Genomic DNA, 18,000 nt, shown 5'->3' with positions numbered 1-18,000 from the left:
GGTAAGATGTCTTCGTGTGCTTGGGTCAAATTCACTTTGGAGGGCGAGTTCCTTGTCTTATGATAAAGTGAAAGAGGCGCGAACGATAGTAATCGGAGCCAAGCAGACAAAGAAGGCGATTGAACAGGGAAAGGCTGAAGAAGTCCTGATTGCTCAGGATGCGGATGAGCGGGTGACGAAGGCCCTCACTCATCTCTGCCGGAACCGTGGAATCGCCGTCGTCTATGTCGACTCTATGAAAGACTTAGGCAGAGCCTGTGGAATCGACGTAGGTGCTGCGACGGCTGCAGTTTTAAAATGAGAGCAAAAAACCATTGGAAGCCCGCTATATACCCAAACCGAACCGCGTTCTGCGGAAGAGGACCCGGTTCGGTTTGGGGTGGGTTCCAATTTTATGCCTCAAAATGAACCGCCTGGCTCTGTGGACTTAAATGAATGAGGGAGGTGACACCATGCCAACAATTAATCAGCTGATCCGCCACGGTCGGAAAAGTAAAGTGGAAAAATCCACTGCACCCGCCTTGCAAATCGGATATAACAGCTACAAAAAGAAGGCTACGGACCAAAGCTCTCCGCAAAAACGTGGAGTGTGTACCCGTGTAGGTACGATGACACCGAAAAAGCCGAACTCCGCGATGCGGAAGTACGCTCGTGTACGTCTATCGAACAACATCGAGGTAACCGCCTATATCCCAGGGATTGGGCACAACCTTCAAGAGCACTCCGTGGTATTGGTGCGCGGTGGTCGTGTAAAAGACTTGCCGGGTGTACGTTATCATATCGTACGCGGCGCGCTCGATACTGCTGGCGTACAAAACCGGATGCAAGGTCGTTCTAAATACGGAACGAAACGTCCGAAAAAATAAGTATTCCATCAAGATATAAAACAGCAAAGGAGGGGAAACCATGCCTCGTAAAGGACCTGTTGAACGTCGGGAAGTACTACCTGATCCGCTATACAGCAGCAAATTGGTTACTCGTTTGATCAACCGCTTGATGTATGACGGTAAGAAGGGGAAAGCCCAAAAAATCCTGTATGATGCATTTGACATCGTACGTGATAAAGCTGGCAAGGACCCGATGGAAGTTTTCGAACAATCATTGAAGAATGTAATGCCGGTTCTGGAAGTAAAAGCACGCCGTGTAGGTGGTGCGAACTACCAGGTACCGATTGAAGTTAAACCAGAACGCCGCACGAGCCTAGCGCTTCGCTGGATCGTTAACTACGCACGTCTGCGCGGTGAAAAAACCATGCAGGAGCGTTTGGCTAACGAATTGTTGGATGCAGCGAACAACACAGGTGCAGCAGTTAAGAAGAAAGAGGACATTCACCGTATGGCAGAAGCAAACCGTGCGTTTGCTCACTACCGCTGGTAAGATTCGTCCTAAGCTTTTTTCCAACACGAAAGGAGACAGATTTCGATGGCACGTGAGTTCTCCTTAAAAGACACGCGCAATATCGGGATCATGGCTCACATCGACGCTGGGAAAACCACGACAACTGAACGGATTTTGTTCTACTCTGGTCGTGTTCATAAGATTGGTGAAGTGCACGAAGGTGCTGCCACAATGGACTGGATGGAGCAAGAACAAGAGCGGGGGATCACCATTACCTCCGCTGCTACGACCGCTCAGTGGAACGATCATCGTATCAATATTATTGATACACCAGGTCACGTGGATTTCACTGTTGAAGTTGAGCGATCCCTCCGCGTGCTCGATGGAGCGGTTGGTGTATTCTGCGCAAAAGGTGGCGTAGAACCCCAATCCGAAACCGTATGGCGTCAGGCGGACACATACCATGTTCCCCGAATCGCTTATGTAAACAAAATGGACATTATTGGTGCTGACTTCCTTGGTGCGGTTGATCAAATGCGCGATCGTCTCAATGCGAATGCAGTTCCCGTCCAACTTCCGATCGGGAAAGAAGATACCTTTGAAGGAATCATCGACCTGATCAAAAATGTTGCGTTCTTCTATGTGGATGATCTCGGGACTCGTTCTGAAGCCCGTGAAATTCCCGAGGAGTACAAAGAACAAGCGGAAGAATACCGTACCCAAATGATCGAATCCATCGCAGAACTTGATGAAGCGCTTATGGAAAAGTATCTTGAGGGTGAAGAGATCACAGAAGATGAGTTAAAAGCAGCACTACGCAAAGGCGTATGTAATGTGGAGATCATCCCTGTGTTCTGCGGCTCTTCCTATAAGAACAAGGGAGTACAGTTGGTCTTGGACGCAGTGGTTGACTTTATGCCGTCTCCGCTAGACGTGCCTGCTATCAAAGGTGAACTAGCTGATGGTAGCGAAGTCTCTCGTGAGTCCGACGATAGCCAACCTTTTGCAGCTCTTGCGTTCAAAATTATGACGGACCCTTACGTGGGTAAATTGACCTTCTTCCGCGTATATTCCGGTACGCTGGATTCGGGATCCTATGTCCTGAACTCCACGAAGGAAAAGCGGGAGCGTGTGGGTCGGATTCTCCAGATGCATGCGAACTCTCGTGAAGAGATCAAAACCGTTTACGCAGGGGATATTGCAGCTGCTGTGGGTCTGAAAGACACCGGTACCGGCGATACTTTGTGTGAAGAGAAAAACCCGATTGTCTTGGAATCCATGGTCTTCCCTGATCCGGTAATTAACGTTGCCATCGAACCGAAGACTAAGAGTGACCAAGATAAAATGGGGATTGCTCTTGCCAAATTGGCTGAAGAAGATCCGACTTTCCGTACCGAAACCGATGAGGATTCTGGTCAGACGATCATCAAAGGGATGGGCGAACTGCACTTGGATATCATCGTTGATCGCTTGAAGCGGGAATTCAAAGTCGATGCAAACGTGGGTCAACCCCAGGTAGCCTACCGCGAAACCTTCCGTTCAGGAGCGAAGGTGGAAGGGAAGTTTGTCCGCCAGTCCGGTGGTCGTGGTCAATATGGTCATGTTTGGGTCGAGTTTGAACCGCTGGAGCCAGGCAGTGGCTTTGAGTTTGTTAATAAAATTGTCGGTGGTGTGGTTCCTCGTGAATACATTCCGGCTGTTCAAGCAGGGATCGAAGAATCGATGCAGAATGGGGTAATTGCCGGTTATCCGCTGGTAGACCTTAAAGCAACCGTCGTTGATGGTTCTTACCATGATGTTGACTCTTCGGAAATGGCCTTTAAGATTGCTGGTTCAATGGCGCTTAAAGCAGCCAAAGGAAAATGTAACCCTGTATTGCTTGAGCCCGTCATGAAAGTGGAAGTGACTGTTCCTGAGGAGTACATGGGTGACGTGATGGGGGATGTAAGCTCTCGTCGCGGTCGCGTGGAAGGTATGGAAGCACGTGGTGGCGGTCAGGTTATCCGTGCAATGATTCCGCTGGCTGAGATGTTTGGCTATGCAACGAACCTACGTTCCCGTACCCAAGGTCGTGGTGTTTACTCCATGCACCTCGATCACTATGAAGACGTACCGAAAAACATTTCGGAAGAAATTGTTGCCAAAACTTCTGGTCAATGATTGGAAGGCTTGCATGAAAGGTGAAGAAAGTGATGGGCGGTTCATGCCGTCCAAAGGCTTTCTCCCTCATACATCTAAAAAATTGATGAAGGTTTAAGGGAGGATGTAACGACATGGCAAAAGCTAAGTTCGAACGTACGAAACCCCATGTTAACGTGGGTACGATTGGTCACGTTGACCATGGTAAAACCACATTGACTGCTGCAATCACGACGATCTTGTCTAAAACTGGCGGCGCTACCGCTATGGCTTATGACTCGATTGATAAAGCTCCTGAAGAGCGCGAGCGTGGGATCACGATCTCTACTGCTCACGTTGAGTATGAAACGGAAACTCGTCACTATGCACACGTTGACTGCCCAGGTCACGCTGACTACGTTAAAAACATGATCACTGGTGCTGCTCAAATGGACGGTGCAATCCTCGTTGTATCCGCTGCTGATGGCCCAATGCCACAAACGCGTGAACACATTCTGCTTTCCAGCCAGGTTGGCGTTGAGCACATCGTTGTTTTCTTGAACAAAGTGGACATGGTTGACGATGAAGAGCTTTTGGAACTCGTTGAAATGGAAGTTCGTGAACTTCTTTCTGAGTACGATTTCCCTGGCGACGATATTCCTGTGATTGCTGGTTCCGCTTTGAAAGCACTTGAAGATCCTAACAGCGAATGGGCACAAAAAATTCTTGACCTCATGACTGCTGTGGATGAGTACGTACCTACCACTGCACGTGACATCGACAAACCATTCTTGATGCCTGTTGAGGACGTATTCACCATTACCGGTCGTGGTACGGTTGCTACTGGCCGTGTAGAGCAAGGCGTTATCAAAGTATCTGACGAGATCGAAATCATCGGTATGGTAGACACCCGTAAAACGGTTTGTACCGGTGTTGAGATGTTCCGTAAGTTGATGGATCAAGCTGAAGCTGGGGACAACATCGGTGCTCTTCTCCGTGGTGTGAACCGTGAAGATATCCAACGTGGTCAAGTATTGGCTAAACCGGGTAGCGTAAAACCTCACACCAAGTTCAAAGCGCAAGTTTACATCCTCTCCAAAGACGAGGGTGGCCGTCACACTCCTTTCTTCAACGGTTACCGTCCTCAGTTCTACTTCCGTACAACGGACGTAACGGGCGTCATCCAATTGCCAGAAGGTACCGAAATGGTTATGCCTGGCGACAACATCGAAATGGACGTAGAATTGATTGCTCCAATCGCTGTTGAAAACGGAACTCGTTTCGTTGTTCGTGAAGGTGGCCGTACCGTAGGTGCTGGTGCAGTAACCACCATCTCTGAGTAATGCCACTGAAAAAACCTCTCCTAATACGGAGAGGTTTTTTTGTATGGATTCATAGAGGAGATATCAGTTAGTCGATGAAAGTAGACGAGTTGTTGACAAGAGAAAGGAGACAAATAATGAAAATTCTTACCTTAGGGGCGGACGATACAGTACACTATCTTGGTAATAGTTAAAAGTGGATACACTCTCCACTGGTCCAATCTATGGATAATAATAACCAGGTTGCTACAATTATATAGGTAAAAAATTATTGATTAATATTATAAAAAAAGAAATTATGTTTCAATAGCGCACTTAAATATAGTATTATTTTTATATTTAAACTGTTTTAATAAAATATTAATTGACTAAATAACTTGATTACCCTATACTAAGAAAGCTAACTTAATCTTTGTTAGTTTGTTGATAGTAATTAAAACAAATAGGTGGGGTTATTTTGAAAAAGCTTTCAGTAATATTGTTGGCACTTTTTATTTCGTTATCATGGTGGGATTCATCTAAACATATAGCGAGTGCTGATCCTGCTGATCCTTCATACGTCATTAGTGAGGACTTTAATGATAATCAACTGCCATCGGGGTGGAAAGCCATTGAAGGTGACTGGCAAGTAGAGGATGGTAAATTAGTAGGTACATCCAAAAACCAAGAAGAAATTTCTCGGATCACCTTTGGCTCTCCGATGGAAAACTACCGATTCGAGGCCGATCTACAATTTGAGTCTGTGTTAGAGTCAACTCGGTGGACGGGGCTTGCCTTGGATATTCCAGCATCAGGTGAAGCGCCTTGGTATCAAGCAACCCTTCGTAGTGGAAGTACTGCTTCCAATGGAATCGGCTTTTCAAAACGATATGATAATGAGGATAATCGATGGGGGCCAATCTCCAATACTGCAGCTCCCATTGATGCTGGGGTGAAGAAGACGGTTCATGTCGCTGTTGAAGTAAAAGGGCAGAAGGCACGATGGTATCTCAATGATCAATTTGTGTTAGAAGAAACCCAAATCCCGCGTCCATCTACAGGGGTACTTGGATTGATTGTAAATGGGGCAACGGTATCCTTTGACAATGTAAAAGTGAGTAAAATTAATAAAGTCATTAATTACGTAATGAACGAAGACTTTAATGATAATCAACTGCCATCGGGGTGGAAAGCCATTGAAGGTGATTGGCAAGTAGAGGATGGTAAATTAGTAGGTACATCCAAAAGCCAAGAAGAAATTTCTCGGATCACGTTTGGTTCTCCGATGGAAAACTACCGATTCGAGGCCGATCTACAATTTGAGTCTGTGTTAGAGTCAACTCGGTGGACGGGGCTTGCCTTGGATATTCCAGCATCAGGTGAAGCGCCTTGGTATCAAGCAACCCTTCGTAGTGGAAGTACTGCTTCCAATGGAATCGGCTTTTCAAAACGATATGATAATGAGGATAATCGATGGGGGCCAATCTCCAATACAGCAGCTCCCATTGATGCTGGGGTGAATAAAACGGTTCATGTGGCTGTTGAAGTTCAGGGAAAGCGAGCACGATGGTATCTAAATGACCAATTTGTTTACGAAGAGATACAAATCCCGCGTCCATCTACAGGGGTACTCGGATTGATTGTAAATGGAGCAACGGTATCCTTTGACAACGTAAAAGTTAGCAAAATCAAAGAGTATCCATCACTCATGCACTCAGCTGATCCATTGGTCGTAGCCCATCGGGGAAATGCTGTATCGGCTCCAGAAAATACGATTGCCGCATTTAAGAGCGCAATAAGTGTAAAGGCTCCATTCATTGAAACGGACACGCGCTTAACATCTGATGGAGTCCCAGTCATTATGCATGATCCGACGGTTGATCGTACAACCGATCATAAGGGAAAAGTATCTGATTACACTTATGAAGAGATTCGATCATTAAATGCTGGCGATAAAGAAAAAGTAGAAAAGGTTCCTTCATTAGCAGAAACTTTGGACCTAATAAAGAGCTCCAAGAATAAAACCATATTACTTTTGGAAATTAAAAAACCCGTTTCAGAAGAGGGTATTAAGGCAATACTTGATAAGATTTCGAGTCGTGAAATGGAAGATCAAGTGATTGTTGAGTGTTCTGATGAATTGATTTTGCAATCTGCACAAACCATTGCACCTGAAATTCCACGTACCATGTTATACTGGGCAACCCAGGATATTAAGGATACCAATGATCCTAATGATCCTATTAATATCAGTAAACGATTGGGACTAGCATCTTTCCAACTGAGATATAAAAACAACGATGATTATAAAAATACATTTGCCTCAATTGCTGATAAAAAAGGGTATATTAGCAAACTTCATAAGGTTGGAATCCCCTTCTTTACATTTACGTTAAATCAGTCAGCGGATTGGGATCAAGCGAAGAAGTTGGGGGTAGACGGAATATTTACAGACAATCCAGGGGGTGCAGTAAAGTGGTTTGCTGAACATTAAACGAACAAATGTAGTTCGTAAAAAGCCAAGCAAAATAAAGCTTGGCTTTTTAATTATTCCACTTGTAACGTAAGGAAAGGCATGAATGTTGGCAAATAGGGTTAATTTGTTACTCTAAGAAAGTGATCATGGGTAATCGTATCGAGTGAGTCAACGTTAGTCTTCTACCAGTTCCAACATAAATGAGAATCCATATAATAGATAAATACTATAATATGGAGAGTGAATCAATGTCATCCCTTGTGAATGTGAATGCAATTAAATTTATTAAAGTGGGAAAAGGGCCAAGAGAAATTGCGATTTCAAAGGATAAGCGTCGTGCCTATGTCGCCAATCAAGAGAGTAACACGGTATCGGTGATTCGCATTCGTGACTCCGTCGTCATTGAAACCATTCCGGTGGGAAAGAATCCGATGGATGCTGAACTGTCTGTGGATGGTAGATTTCTCTATGTAGGGAATTTTGGTGATAATACGGTATCCGTGATACAGACTCGTAATAATCAGGTTGTGAAAATACTCCGGGTAGGGAGAGGTCCGGCGGATATTGAAGTGGCTAGCAATGGAAGAAGAGTCTATGTTGGCAATTTAGGAGGGCGAACGGTATCCGTCATTCGGACATTGGATAATACCGTTATCAAAAACATTCGAGTGGGTAAAACACCCATCAATATGGGATTCAATCCGACGGAGCGACGTCTTTATGTTCCTAATTTTGATAGCAATACCGTGTCTGTGATTCGCACGCGTGATGATCAGGTAATTAAAACAATTCCTGTGGGCGTAGGTCCAGGGAATGTGTTTGTTGCCCCGAATGGATTACGCGCTTATGTTACGAATGGTACAGCAGGGACCGTATCGGTTATCCGAACCATCGATAATGTCGTGATCCATACCATTCGTGTTGGTAAGGAGCCTTATGCGAGTGCCGTTTCGTCAAATAGTCAATATGTATATGTTACAAACTCTGGGGAAAATACGGTGTCGATCATTCGTGCATTGGACAATCGGGTCATCAAGAACATCATTGTCGGACGAGGACCAAGATCCCTCGAGATCTCTGAAAAAGGTGGTCTTGTCTATGTTCTCAATTATGGTGGCAGAACGGTAGCAGTGATCCGAACCCGTGACAACATCCTAACAAGAAGGATTCGGGTTGGCAGAGGGCCATCCGATCTTAAATTCTTTCGGAATGGCACTCGCGCATATGTCTCCAACGCAAGAGGAAATACCTTATCGCTGATACGAGTCAACCCGTTCTAAAAGGATTCACGAAAGCATCATAAAAAAACTGCCCAAATTCGAGGCAGTTTTTTTATGATGCTTACTTGCGTTTTTTAAGAGCATCTTGAAGACGGTCAGGATAGTTGGTAAACATACCATCGACGCCCCAGTCCAGTGCTTTTTTCATTGCTTTTTTCTCATTAATGGTATAGGGATGAATCGCAAATCCATGTTGATGAACCTTATCGACAAACTTTTTATCGATTTTCTCAAAGTTAGGACCCACGGCAAAAGCATAATTACCATAGATATTCATTTCTTTTTCACTAATCTGACCCAGTCCTTTTTCTGTATACCATAGCAGTTGAACAAGGGGAACCTGATCATTTATCTGATGGATTTTCTTAAGACTGTCTGCACTGAAGGATTGAATAATGACTTGTTTGCTTTTTAGAGAGGATTGATCCAAAAGGTGATGGGCTTTTAGTGTGGCTAATAACTCTTTTTCCATGCCGGGATAGACTTCAGGTGCTTTGGTTTCAATATAATACTTCGCGCCATTACCAAAGTAATCGAGAACTTCATCTAACGTGAGAACCTTTTGTCCTACGTATTCTTTATTGGCTAGCTTTGGGTAGGCCTGATTAAACCAACTTCCTGCATCAAGGGTTTTGATTTGAGCGAGGGTGTGATCTTTCACAGGTCCTGTACCATTGGTGGTACGGTCAAGGGTATCATCATGAATGATTACCAATTTTCCATCCTTCGTGCGATGAAGATCAATTTCTAGGTAGTCTGCCTTCATTTTTTTAGCCAGCTCATACGAGGAGAATGTGTGCTCAGGGGCATAGCCTGATGCACCACGGTGGCCAATGGTAAGGACGGTCTTCGTTTTGGATGGGGTTAATGAAGCATTTGGTTGCGCGCAGGAACTCAAAAAAATTAGGATGGTAGAAGTGCCAATGATCGCCAACCACCTGCTGGATTTTCTTTGGTTCGTTATCATGAGAACCCTCCATATGGATTGAGAATGGGTATTAGTTTTCTCCACTTTTGCAAGGTCATACCTGACTGGGCATGAGAAATGCATGTGGAAATCGAATAAATGAAGGGTTTTTGTACATAAAATAAAATATTAAATTATTCGTATACACCAACACCTCTTACGTTTTCTTCCAAACTGAGGAGGTGTCTTCACAATAATTAAATGTAATTGTAAAAAAATAAAAGTTGAACCCCTTTCAGCGCTTGTCCTACAATAGGAAGGGTAACTTCAGTTTACAATCTGAAAAACAATCTAGCACAATAAGCTGAGAGGGGACTACTCGTGGATTCAAATGATTTCGACAAGGGTAGACGAATATTTCTCAAGTCGTTGTTGACGGGGTCAGCAATGGTTGTTGCGCAAAGCTTGAGCGGAGGATTGGTTACTAAGATTTTTGCAGATGAAAAAAAAGGTCCGACATTACAAGCTTTTGATTTGCCCATCTTTCAACCGAAGCAAGCGATCGGAAAGGGGTTCCGCCAATCGGTAGCTTCTGGAGATCCGACTTCGACTGGGGCAATTTTATGGACGCGGGTGGATCCAGGGACCGAAGGAGTAGGGGTTACGGACTCTAATTTTAATAATGGATTGGTTCAATGGCTTGATGATGGGTCGAAGCCCCCAAATAACGGTGTACGTAAGGCCATTGAAGCAGGCCAATTTATTATGGTGGAAGTATCGGAAGACCCCCAATTTAAAAACCTTGCCCTACGCTGCTATACTCCCATATGGAGTGCCTTTGACCATGTCGTAAAAATTGATTTGGATGGGCAATTGCAACCACAACGGACTTATTTTTATCGGTTTATTACCAAGTCAGGGCTTGTCAGCCAAACGGGACGGTTTAAGACGCTACCGCCAGTCGGTGCACACCTTTCTTCAACGAAATTTGCCTATGTAACTTGTCAGGATTATACGAATGGATATTTTCATGCACCACGCTTTATCGCTGAAGAAGAGCTTGACTTCTTTGTCCACTTAGGGGATTACATCTATGCTGAGGTTGAGTATGGGAATGTGTCCGATCGAAGGATTCAACTTCCCAGTGGAGGCAAGCATGCGAAAACCATTGAGGACTACCGTTTGCTTTACCAATTAGCAAAAGCAGACGAGAGCATGCAGCTCCTTCATCAAAATCACGCCATGATTGCGATATGGGATGATCATGAATTTGCCAATGACTCCTACTTCCCTGCGATGGCGCCAGATGATACCCATGAATCCAACCCAACTAGACGGTTTATTGCGAACCAAGTATGGTTTGAATATACGCCGGCAAGGGTGAAGTTTGATAAGAATAAGAGTTTTACGGACTTTCGAATTTATCGTTCCTTTTCCTTGGGAAATCTTGCAGAAATTATCCTAACGGATGAGCGTCTCTATCGGTCAGCGCCTCCTTGTGGTAGTGATACCTCGGACAAGTTCTTTGCTAAGGGATGCAAGAAGATGTTTGACCCCAAACAATCCATGCTAGGAAATTCCATTAGCAATCAGCGGGATTGGATGCTTAATCAAATGAGAAATTCTAAGAATGTTTGGAAAATATGGGCAAATGGGGTTCAGTTTACCCCGATGAAAATCCTTGGGCGGTATATGAATCTCGATGCCTGGGATGGGTATAGTGGCGAACGGGCAATGATTACCTCTGAACTAAAAAAGGCGGGGGTATCCAATTGGATTACACTCACTGGGGATTTGCATAGCTATGAAGCTGCTCTGATTAAGGATAACTATAAAAAAGACCATGACAAGGATGCGTTAGGTGTAGAATTCATGGTGGGAGCGATCAGCTCAGGAAATTTTGCCGATATGGTCAAGGATAAAGTAAACGATGTCCTGCCCTTTGCTAAGAAAAAAAGCGTCAAGTCCTCCAATTCGTATCCGATTCCTAAAGACCGTTTTGAAGAACTCTTCAAAAAGTTAGATGAAGAAGATCACGTTGATAAAACAAGGAAAAAAAGCCTGCAAAATAGAGAACAGGCAGGGAAGTTAGCGGATCATCTAATCGATGGAATGATTGAGAAGCTATCGAAGCTGATTCATTTGGAGAATCCCTGGTTAAAGCTTTTCAACAGTATTGACTATGGGTACGCGATTATGGAGTTGTCTCACAATAAAGCAACCTGGTCTGCCTACAGTGTAAAGGATATAAAATCCAAAACACCGAGTGGGAAGAGCTTGTTGTTCCAATGTGAGGTTCCCCGTGATCGGGCAGAACTTCGTATCTTAAAAGGGTAAGTTGTATCCCCTAGATATAATGAAGGATCAAGGCATGAGTACCATGCCTTGATCCTTTTTTATAACATCATAACTATTATTCACCCGTACGAATTTCATTATCCGTCATACTTCCCCATGCAAAGCAATCGTCACCAGAAGCACATTCTAATTCCACATAATAATGACCCGTCATTTTTTTGTAAATTTTCTTATAGCTATGGGCACTCACACGCATTTCGGAGACGACACGATCGTAACCCCATATGTCTTCCCGCACGCGTAGGATGACATCTTCATCACCGCGGTTATTTGAAGAAATAGCAATATTTCCGTCTAAGTAGGAAACAGGTCCATCCACTAACGTTTGACCAGGGGAAATGTCGACAGCACTTGTAGCAGCATAGGCATTCGTTACACCCGTAAATAGAGCAACACTTGCAGCTAGAGACAGAAAAAGTTTCTTCTTCATCGTAGAATCTCCTCCATAACCTAATTTTTCTAATTCGGTGCTACGAAATTGATTCTATCAGCACCGTAAGGATGATTCAATCGATTTAACAAAGTACATCAATTTCAAAAGTTTGTAATTTAATTTATATAATATTGAGCTAATAAATAGCCAAAACAGAAGATAAAACCAAGTTATCAGGGGGGTGTTTATTAATTTGCTCTAAGTATGGTTCTATAGCCATTTGATAAAGAAAAAATCGTTAGTGAGTTCCCTAACCAATAAATTTATACGATAATTTATGCATTACTTATCCATTATCTTTACAAAAATCCAATATAGAGTTAGCATCTGTAATCGATGGATTTAGGAAGGGTAATGCCATAGGCGACTTCTTCCAGATCTTTTCCGCCAATCGTGACGAACTCAGTTTTTATTTTCGTACCCCCTAACTTCTCGTAAAATTTGCAAGAAGGATTTTTTGCTAATACCCATACGACAAAGGAGTGAATGCCTTCAGTCGACAATTGATTCACTAGTTGAACCCCCAACCCTTTTTGCTGGTGTTCTTTCAGAATATAGATGGCATATAATTCGTGCGGATAGGAAAATTCCCCGGTTTTCTCAGGGCCTCCATTGATAAATCCAATAACCTCTTGGGAGGGAGTTTCCACAACCCAGGTGCTACTTTTCCCCGCTGTGATTACTTTACGCCAGAGTAACTCCTTCTCGGCAAAGGATAAAGCGATAAGGTAGTCCTGGGGGATGATTCCAGCATAGGTACTTTTCCAGCTTTCTACTTGAACATTTGCAATTTTGGGTGCATCGTCGATGGTTGCCTTACGAATAAACATAAAAGTGACCTCCTTTTTGTTTGAAGAAACATAAAGATATTATATATTATAAATAACGTAAAATAAAATATAATTATACTTTATTGAAAATAAAAATGGATAGGTGAATTGGAGTATTCTTGCATATATTAAGGAAGGGACGACTAAGAGTCGTCCCTTCCTTAATACCACATGGTTTATCTAACAGGTAATGGTTTTGCGTCGATCATGATTCGAAGGTGATGAAGGATTGTATTCAATCCTTCCTTTGCTTTTGGTGATCGCGCATGCATATGGAGAAAGCTATGGACCATGGTTTTAAAACATAGGTAGGTGACAGGTACATTGGAGCCTTTGAGCTTCTGAGCATAAGCAGCCCCTTCATCTCGTAAGGGATCGAGCTCGGCTGTAACGATCATAGTCTGTGGAAGTCCCTTTGCATCATCGACGAGCAAAGGGGATGCGTAAGGATCGTACCCATGATCAGGGCTTTCAAGATAATGATTCCAAAACCACTGCATTTTTTCCTTCGTTAAATTATACGCATAGCCCGCGTTATAGGATGCTGTCTCAAAGTTACAGTTGAGTGCAGGGCAGATAAGTAGCTGACCCATAGGCAACTTGTGTCCTTCATCTCGAAGCTTTAGGCACGTGGCTGCTGCAAGGTTGCCCCCTGAACTTTCCCCACATAAGAATATGCGATCAGGGTTTCCTCCCAATGCGATTGCGTTTTCAAATATCCACTTCACGGATGTTATGGCATCCTTTAAGGGTGTTGGATATTTCCACTCTGGGGAGAGGCGATAATCAATGGATACAACAATAACATTGCACTCCTTAACAAACATCCGACAGAGATTATCATCTTTTTCAAGGTCCCCAAATAACCATCCACCCCCATGAAAATATGTGAGGATAGGCAGTTTCTCACCTTCCGTTTCCGGAGCATAGATACGAATGGGTATCGCATAACCGTCGTGCTCGATGGTTCGATTGATCACATGAGCAATTTTGATTTTTTCCGTTTTGAAAAACTTTAATCCTTCTAAATAGAAATGCCTGCATTGCTCGGGTGTAAGATCGGTTAAACTGGGGTGATTTAGTTGTTTCATCTCGATTCCTATTTCCTTCAATAGATCTTGGATATCTTTATCTACCATGGTCCGAAACCACTCTTTCAAAATTGGTATTTTCGTCTAATTGAGATTGATTCTCATTATATCATATTGGATTTAAAATTGGTGTGATTTTGGGATGTGAAGTATGTATGGGATATCCCCCTCAGAGGAGGGTTCCAGGTTTGGATTGAAAAGGCAAGCAACCTATACTGATATAACGAGCAATTGAGGCAATAGAAACATACCGCACCTTTTATAAGTCGAGTCGTTATGGTACGCATTCAGTGGCAACCGCTAAATCCTGGCTGCCTTTGTTTACTGTGCCCACCGTTTTTTTATAGGATGGTGGTTGGGGGCGAATTTGCATGCTTGTTATGACAACAAACTAGCATTCATAAATGCATGATGTTAACAGTCTCGATTAGCTAAAGTTGGTTCTACTAATTTTTGTATAATGCCTTCTTTTTATGGCGATTTTTTGGGATACTAGATAAGTTGGCTTATGGGGGATTTACTAATATCTGAATCGGAAATGGAGTAGATCGTGGATGAAGAGCTTGAATCGTGCAAGTGTCTTACTATTGTCGGGGCTTTTACTTTTGGCAGGATGTACTACACCATCCTCAGGAGAAAAGGTTAAGCACAATGATCAGAAAGTTACGGAGAATAAAGAAAAGTCAGCGCAATCTATTTTGACAGAATCTAAAAAAGCGATGAAAGAAATGAAGAGTTATCGCTGGAAAATGGATGCCAATCAGAAGATGACGGCTCCTGGTCAAGATGGTTCGATGACGACTGAGGTAACAGGTACCATGGATTACGTCACGGACACCCTATACTATGCTGATATGGCAATCAACATGAACATGGATGGTAAAAAGAAAAAAATGGATACCAAAGTGATTCTTAAGGATAACAAAATGTATGTTTTCTCAGAGATGACCAATGGTTGGATACGGACTAATTTGGATAAAAAGATGGCTCAGGAATTCGGTATGCAGGACGATTACTTAGATCCTAAGGAAATTCTCACAGTTGCATCTGAACAGAAAAAAGGGGTGACCGTAAAGGAAACAGGAAGCTCCTATCAAGTGGGGATTAAATTAAAAGGGGAAGAGAACATTAAGCCTTTTATGAAATATGCTGAAAATAATATTAAAAAATTGGAGTCAAGTGGACTTAAAGGAAAAGTTGCGCTAACTGATTTAGAGATGAAGTTTACTGTTAATAAAAAAACAAAACGCTTAACCGATCTGGATCAAAACCTGAATTTTAGTATGTCCTTATCGGATAAAGAAACCCTGCATGTGAAACAAACTTCCCATTCGAATCTAGAAGGGGAGGCTCACAACATTGTCATTCCTGATAAAGCGAAAAAAGCCCCTCTCGTTAACCCCTCGCGTCAATAGGAGGTTTCGAAAGTAGCCCTTACGGGGGCTATTTTTGTTGCTAGGCGATAAGCGATCATACAACGGGTAATTTCCTTAGGCTGCTGAGTAGGAAGGAACGGTTATTAGATACACACAAGGTCATTTTGGGGAGACGCATTATAAACGAGCATACCTAATTAATGAAGAGATCCTATCCATAAAAAGGGTGTCAGGGTCCTTCATATAGCGAACGGGCTTCCTTCCAAACCTTTACACTCCCAAAGATTTGCAACGACCCTACCTACCATGATAGGATACATAGGGTTGTCCACTAGCAATGAAAAGGCGCCAGTCTGTGACAGAGGTACGACACTCTCGTAAATCCGATGTTATAGGCGTGTTTTTTCTTGCAATGACCAGGCAATTCCCGTATAATGAGGAATGTTGGTCATGGACGGCGATGATGCGGAAGGTTGCCGACACACCCGGCCCCTTTGCCATGGGTGGTTGTCGGGCTAATTTCCGTGGAGCAAGTTCGTTTCCGAGAAAATGAGCGAAAAGGAGGGGCATACATGGCAAAGCAAAAGATTCGCATTCGCCTTAAAGCGTATGACCACCGCGCATTGGACCAGTCGGCAGAGAAGATTGTCGATACGGCCAATCGGACGGGGGCGGATGTATCTGGACCCATTCCGCTCCCTACAGAGCGTGCAGTGTACACGGTCCTACGTGCGGTTCACAAATATAAGGACTCGCGTGAGCAGTTCGAGATGCGCACCCATAAGCGGCTGATCGACATCGTCAACCCGACTCCGCAAACTGTGGACGCGCTAATGCGCCTCGACTTGCCGTCCGGCGTCGACATTGAAATCAAACTCTAATTGTTCCATTGAAACTGCCGACAGGAGGTGTACGACGTGAAAGGAATTCTCGGTAAAAAATTGGGGATGACGCAGGTATTCGCCGAAGATGGCACCTCGATCCCTGTGACAGTTATCAACGCCGGTCCTTGTGCTGTGCTTCAGAAAAAAGAAGCGAGCATCGATGGCTATGAAGCTATTCAGATCGGTTTTGCTGATAAAAAAGAACACCGAGCAAGCAAGCCAGAAGCAGGTCATGTGAAAAAAGCTGGCGCTACCGCTAAGAAATTCGTTCGCGAAATTCGCGGTATGGAAGGCGACTTTGAACTTGGCCAAGAGCTAAAAGCAGACTTGTTCGAAGCAGGCGAGAAAGTAGATATCACCGCCACGTCTAAAGGGAAAGGTTTTGCTGGTACGATCAAACGGCATAATTTCTCCCGTGGACCGATGTCTCACGGTTCTCGTTTCCATCGCCGTCCTGGTTCCTTGGGCGCAGTCGATCCGATGCGCGTATTCAAGGGTCACAAGATGGCAGGTCGGATGGGTACGGACCGCGTAACCATCCAAAACCTGGAGATCGTTCGGGTGGATACCGATAAAGATTTGATCCTTGTAAAAGGTTCAGTCCCGGGCCCGAAAAACAGCTACGTAATGATTAAATCTGCGGTGAAAGGCAAGTAATTTCACCGAGAAGGGAGGAGACGTCATGCCTAAAGTAAACGTACTCGACATGAACGGCAGCCAAGTAGGCGAATTGGAATTATCCGCTTCTGTCTTCGGGATTAAGCCCAATGAAGCTGTACTTCATGAAGCTGTCGTGATGCAACAAGCTTCTTTGCGTCGCGGTACCCATGCTGTCAAAAACCGTTCCGCTGTACGCGGTGGTGGCCGCAAGCCGTGGAAACAAAAAGGAACCGGGCGTGCCCGTCACGGTAGCATCCGTTCCCCGATCTGGGTGGGTGGTGGTGTGGCATTTGGTCCAACCCCGCGCTCCTATGGCTTTAAAATGCCGAAAAAAGTGCGCCGCTTAGCGATCCGTTCCGCGCTTTCTTCAAAAGTGAAGAACGACGGGGTAGTGGTTCTCAATCAATTGAGCTTTGACGCTCCTAAGACCAAGGAAATGACAAAGGTCCTTACTAATTTGAAGGCTGATCGCAAAGCTTTGGTCGTAGGACGCGAATTTGATGAGAACGTGGTGTTGTCCGCGCGGAACATCCCTGGTGTGAAGTTTATCGATGCGGAAGGGCTAAACGTCCTAGACGTATTGAACTACGATAAGCTTATCATCACTCAGGATGCGGTGTCTCGCGTAGAGGAGGTGCTGGGACAGTGAGTAGAGATCCTCGCGATATCATCCGTCGTCCGATTGTGACGGAGAAGACCACTGACCTCATGGAACAAAACAAATATGCGTTTGAAGTAGACCTGAAAGCGAACAAATCCGAAATCAAACGAGCAATCGAATCGATCTTCGGTGTGAAAGTGGATCAGGTCAGCACGATGCGTGTCAAAGGGAAGCCGAAGCGTTTTGGTCGTCACACTGGCCGGAGCTCCGATCGCAAAAAAGCGATTGTCAAGCTGACTGAAGACAGCAAAGGCATCGAGATCTTCGAAGGCTAATCTTAGGGTAAA

17 protein-coding genes are annotated in these 18,000 nt (G+C 44.2%); 13 read left to right on the top strand and 4 right to left on the bottom strand.

The window, feature by feature from the left end; translation table 11 throughout:
• The first annotated feature begins 52 nt into the window (after window positions 1-52).
• From CHX35_RS12180 to CHX35_RS12150, 7 genes are all read left to right on the top strand, one after another.
• Window positions 53-301: a 50S ribosomal protein L7ae-like protein gene (locus tag CHX35_RS12180; RefSeq protein ID WP_091837827.1), complete on the top strand. Its 249-nt coding sequence runs from the start codon at window positions 53-55 to the stop codon at window positions 299-301.
• A 151-nt stretch (window positions 302-452) separates the two neighbouring features.
• The gene (rpsL, locus tag CHX35_RS12175; RefSeq protein ID WP_091837825.1) at window positions 453-866 is read left to right on the top strand and encodes a 30S ribosomal protein S12; all 414 of its coding nucleotides are present in this window, start codon (window positions 453-455) and stop codon (window positions 864-866) included.
• Between the two features lie 40 nt (window positions 867-906).
• Window positions 907-1,377 (top strand): 30S ribosomal protein S7, encoded by a 471-nt coding sequence (gene rpsG / locus CHX35_RS12170; RefSeq protein ID WP_091837824.1) that lies wholly within the window; start codon window positions 907-909, stop codon window positions 1,375-1,377.
• A 45-nt stretch (window positions 1,378-1,422) separates the two neighbouring features.
• Window positions 1,423-3,498 carry an elongation factor G gene (gene fusA / locus CHX35_RS12165; RefSeq protein ID WP_091837822.1) on the top strand — a complete coding sequence of 692 codons (2,076 nt, stop codon included), beginning with the start codon at window positions 1,423-1,425 and terminating at the stop codon, window positions 3,496-3,498.
• A gap of 113 nt (window positions 3,499-3,611) precedes the next feature.
• A complete protein-coding gene (gene tuf, locus CHX35_RS12160) occupies window positions 3,612-4,799 on the top strand; it encodes an elongation factor Tu (protein ID WP_091837821.1) in 1,188 nt (395 codons plus the stop codon).
• Window positions 4,800-5,235: 436 nt separating this feature from the next.
• Window positions 5,236-7,251, top strand: a complete 2,016-nt coding sequence (locus CHX35_RS12155; RefSeq protein ID WP_091837820.1) for a glycerophosphodiester phosphodiesterase family protein — start codon at window positions 5,236-5,238, stop codon at window positions 7,249-7,251.
• A 230-nt stretch (window positions 7,252-7,481) separates the two neighbouring features.
• Window positions 7,482-8,513 carry a beta-propeller fold lactonase family protein gene (locus CHX35_RS12150; RefSeq protein WP_176392061.1) on the top strand — a complete coding sequence of 344 codons (1,032 nt, stop codon included), beginning with the start codon at window positions 7,482-7,484 and terminating at the stop codon, window positions 8,511-8,513.
• 61 nt (window positions 8,514-8,574) lie between these two features.
• Here CHX35_RS12150 and CHX35_RS12145 read toward each other — a convergent pair whose 3' ends face one another.
• Window positions 8,575-9,480, bottom strand: a complete 906-nt coding sequence (locus CHX35_RS12145; protein WP_091837817.1) for a glycerophosphodiester phosphodiesterase — start codon at window positions 9,478-9,480, stop codon at window positions 8,575-8,577.
• Window positions 9,481-9,801: 321 nt separating this feature from the next.
• On the opposite strand from CHX35_RS12145, the gene CHX35_RS12140 reads away from it, so the two are divergent.
• Window positions 9,802-11,757: an alkaline phosphatase D family protein gene (locus CHX35_RS12140; RefSeq protein WP_140413615.1), complete on the top strand. Its 1,956-nt coding sequence runs from the start codon at window positions 9,802-9,804 to the stop codon at window positions 11,755-11,757.
• Window positions 11,758-11,833: 76 nt separating this feature from the next.
• Here CHX35_RS12140 and CHX35_RS12135 read toward each other — a convergent pair whose 3' ends face one another.
• The 3 genes from CHX35_RS12135 to CHX35_RS12125 form a co-directional block, all read right to left on the bottom strand.
• Window positions 11,834-12,208, bottom strand: a complete 375-nt coding sequence (locus CHX35_RS12135) for a hypothetical protein (RefSeq protein ID WP_091837814.1) — start codon at window positions 12,206-12,208, stop codon at window positions 11,834-11,836.
• A 323-nt stretch (window positions 12,209-12,531) separates the two neighbouring features.
• On the bottom strand, window positions 12,532-13,041 hold the full coding sequence (locus CHX35_RS12130; protein ID WP_091837812.1) for a GNAT family N-acetyltransferase: 510 nt from the start codon (window positions 13,039-13,041) through the stop codon (window positions 12,532-12,534).
• Between the two features lie 176 nt (window positions 13,042-13,217).
• Window positions 13,218-14,180, bottom strand: a complete 963-nt coding sequence (locus CHX35_RS12125; protein WP_091837810.1) for an alpha/beta hydrolase — start codon at window positions 14,178-14,180, stop codon at window positions 13,218-13,220.
• Window positions 14,181-14,686: 506 nt separating this feature from the next.
• Between CHX35_RS12125 and CHX35_RS12120 the strand changes: the two genes are divergently transcribed.
• From CHX35_RS12120 to rplW, 5 genes are all read left to right on the top strand, one after another.
• Entirely contained in the window at window positions 14,687-15,547 is an 861-nt protein-coding gene (locus tag CHX35_RS12120) for a DUF6612 family protein (RefSeq protein ID WP_091837808.1), read from the top strand.
• 533 nt (window positions 15,548-16,080) lie between these two features.
• On the top strand, window positions 16,081-16,389 hold the full coding sequence (gene rpsJ / locus CHX35_RS12115; RefSeq protein ID WP_091837807.1) for a 30S ribosomal protein S10: 309 nt from the start codon (window positions 16,081-16,083) through the stop codon (window positions 16,387-16,389).
• A 36-nt stretch (window positions 16,390-16,425) separates the two neighbouring features.
• Entirely contained in the window at window positions 16,426-17,049 is a 624-nt protein-coding gene (rplC, locus tag CHX35_RS12110) for a 50S ribosomal protein L3 (protein ID WP_176392060.1), read from the top strand.
• A gap of 25 nt (window positions 17,050-17,074) precedes the next feature.
• On the top strand, window positions 17,075-17,701 hold the full coding sequence (gene rplD, locus CHX35_RS12105; protein ID WP_091837804.1) for a 50S ribosomal protein L4: 627 nt from the start codon (window positions 17,075-17,077) through the stop codon (window positions 17,699-17,701).
• Window positions 17,698-17,988, top strand: a complete 291-nt coding sequence (gene rplW / locus CHX35_RS12100; protein WP_091837802.1) for a 50S ribosomal protein L23 — start codon at window positions 17,698-17,700, stop codon at window positions 17,986-17,988. Before rplD ends, rplW begins: the two co-directional genes overlap by 4 nt.
• Window positions 17,989-18,000 lie beyond the last annotated feature (12 nt).

It is taken from the genome of Marininema halotolerans, from assembly GCF_900116235.1.
In the GTDB taxonomy this organism is placed as follows: Bacteria; Bacillota; Bacilli; order Thermoactinomycetales; family DSM-45169; genus Marininema; species Marininema halotolerans.
Note: the sequence above shows the minus strand (reverse complement) of the source record. Positions and strands in the feature narration are given on the sequence as shown.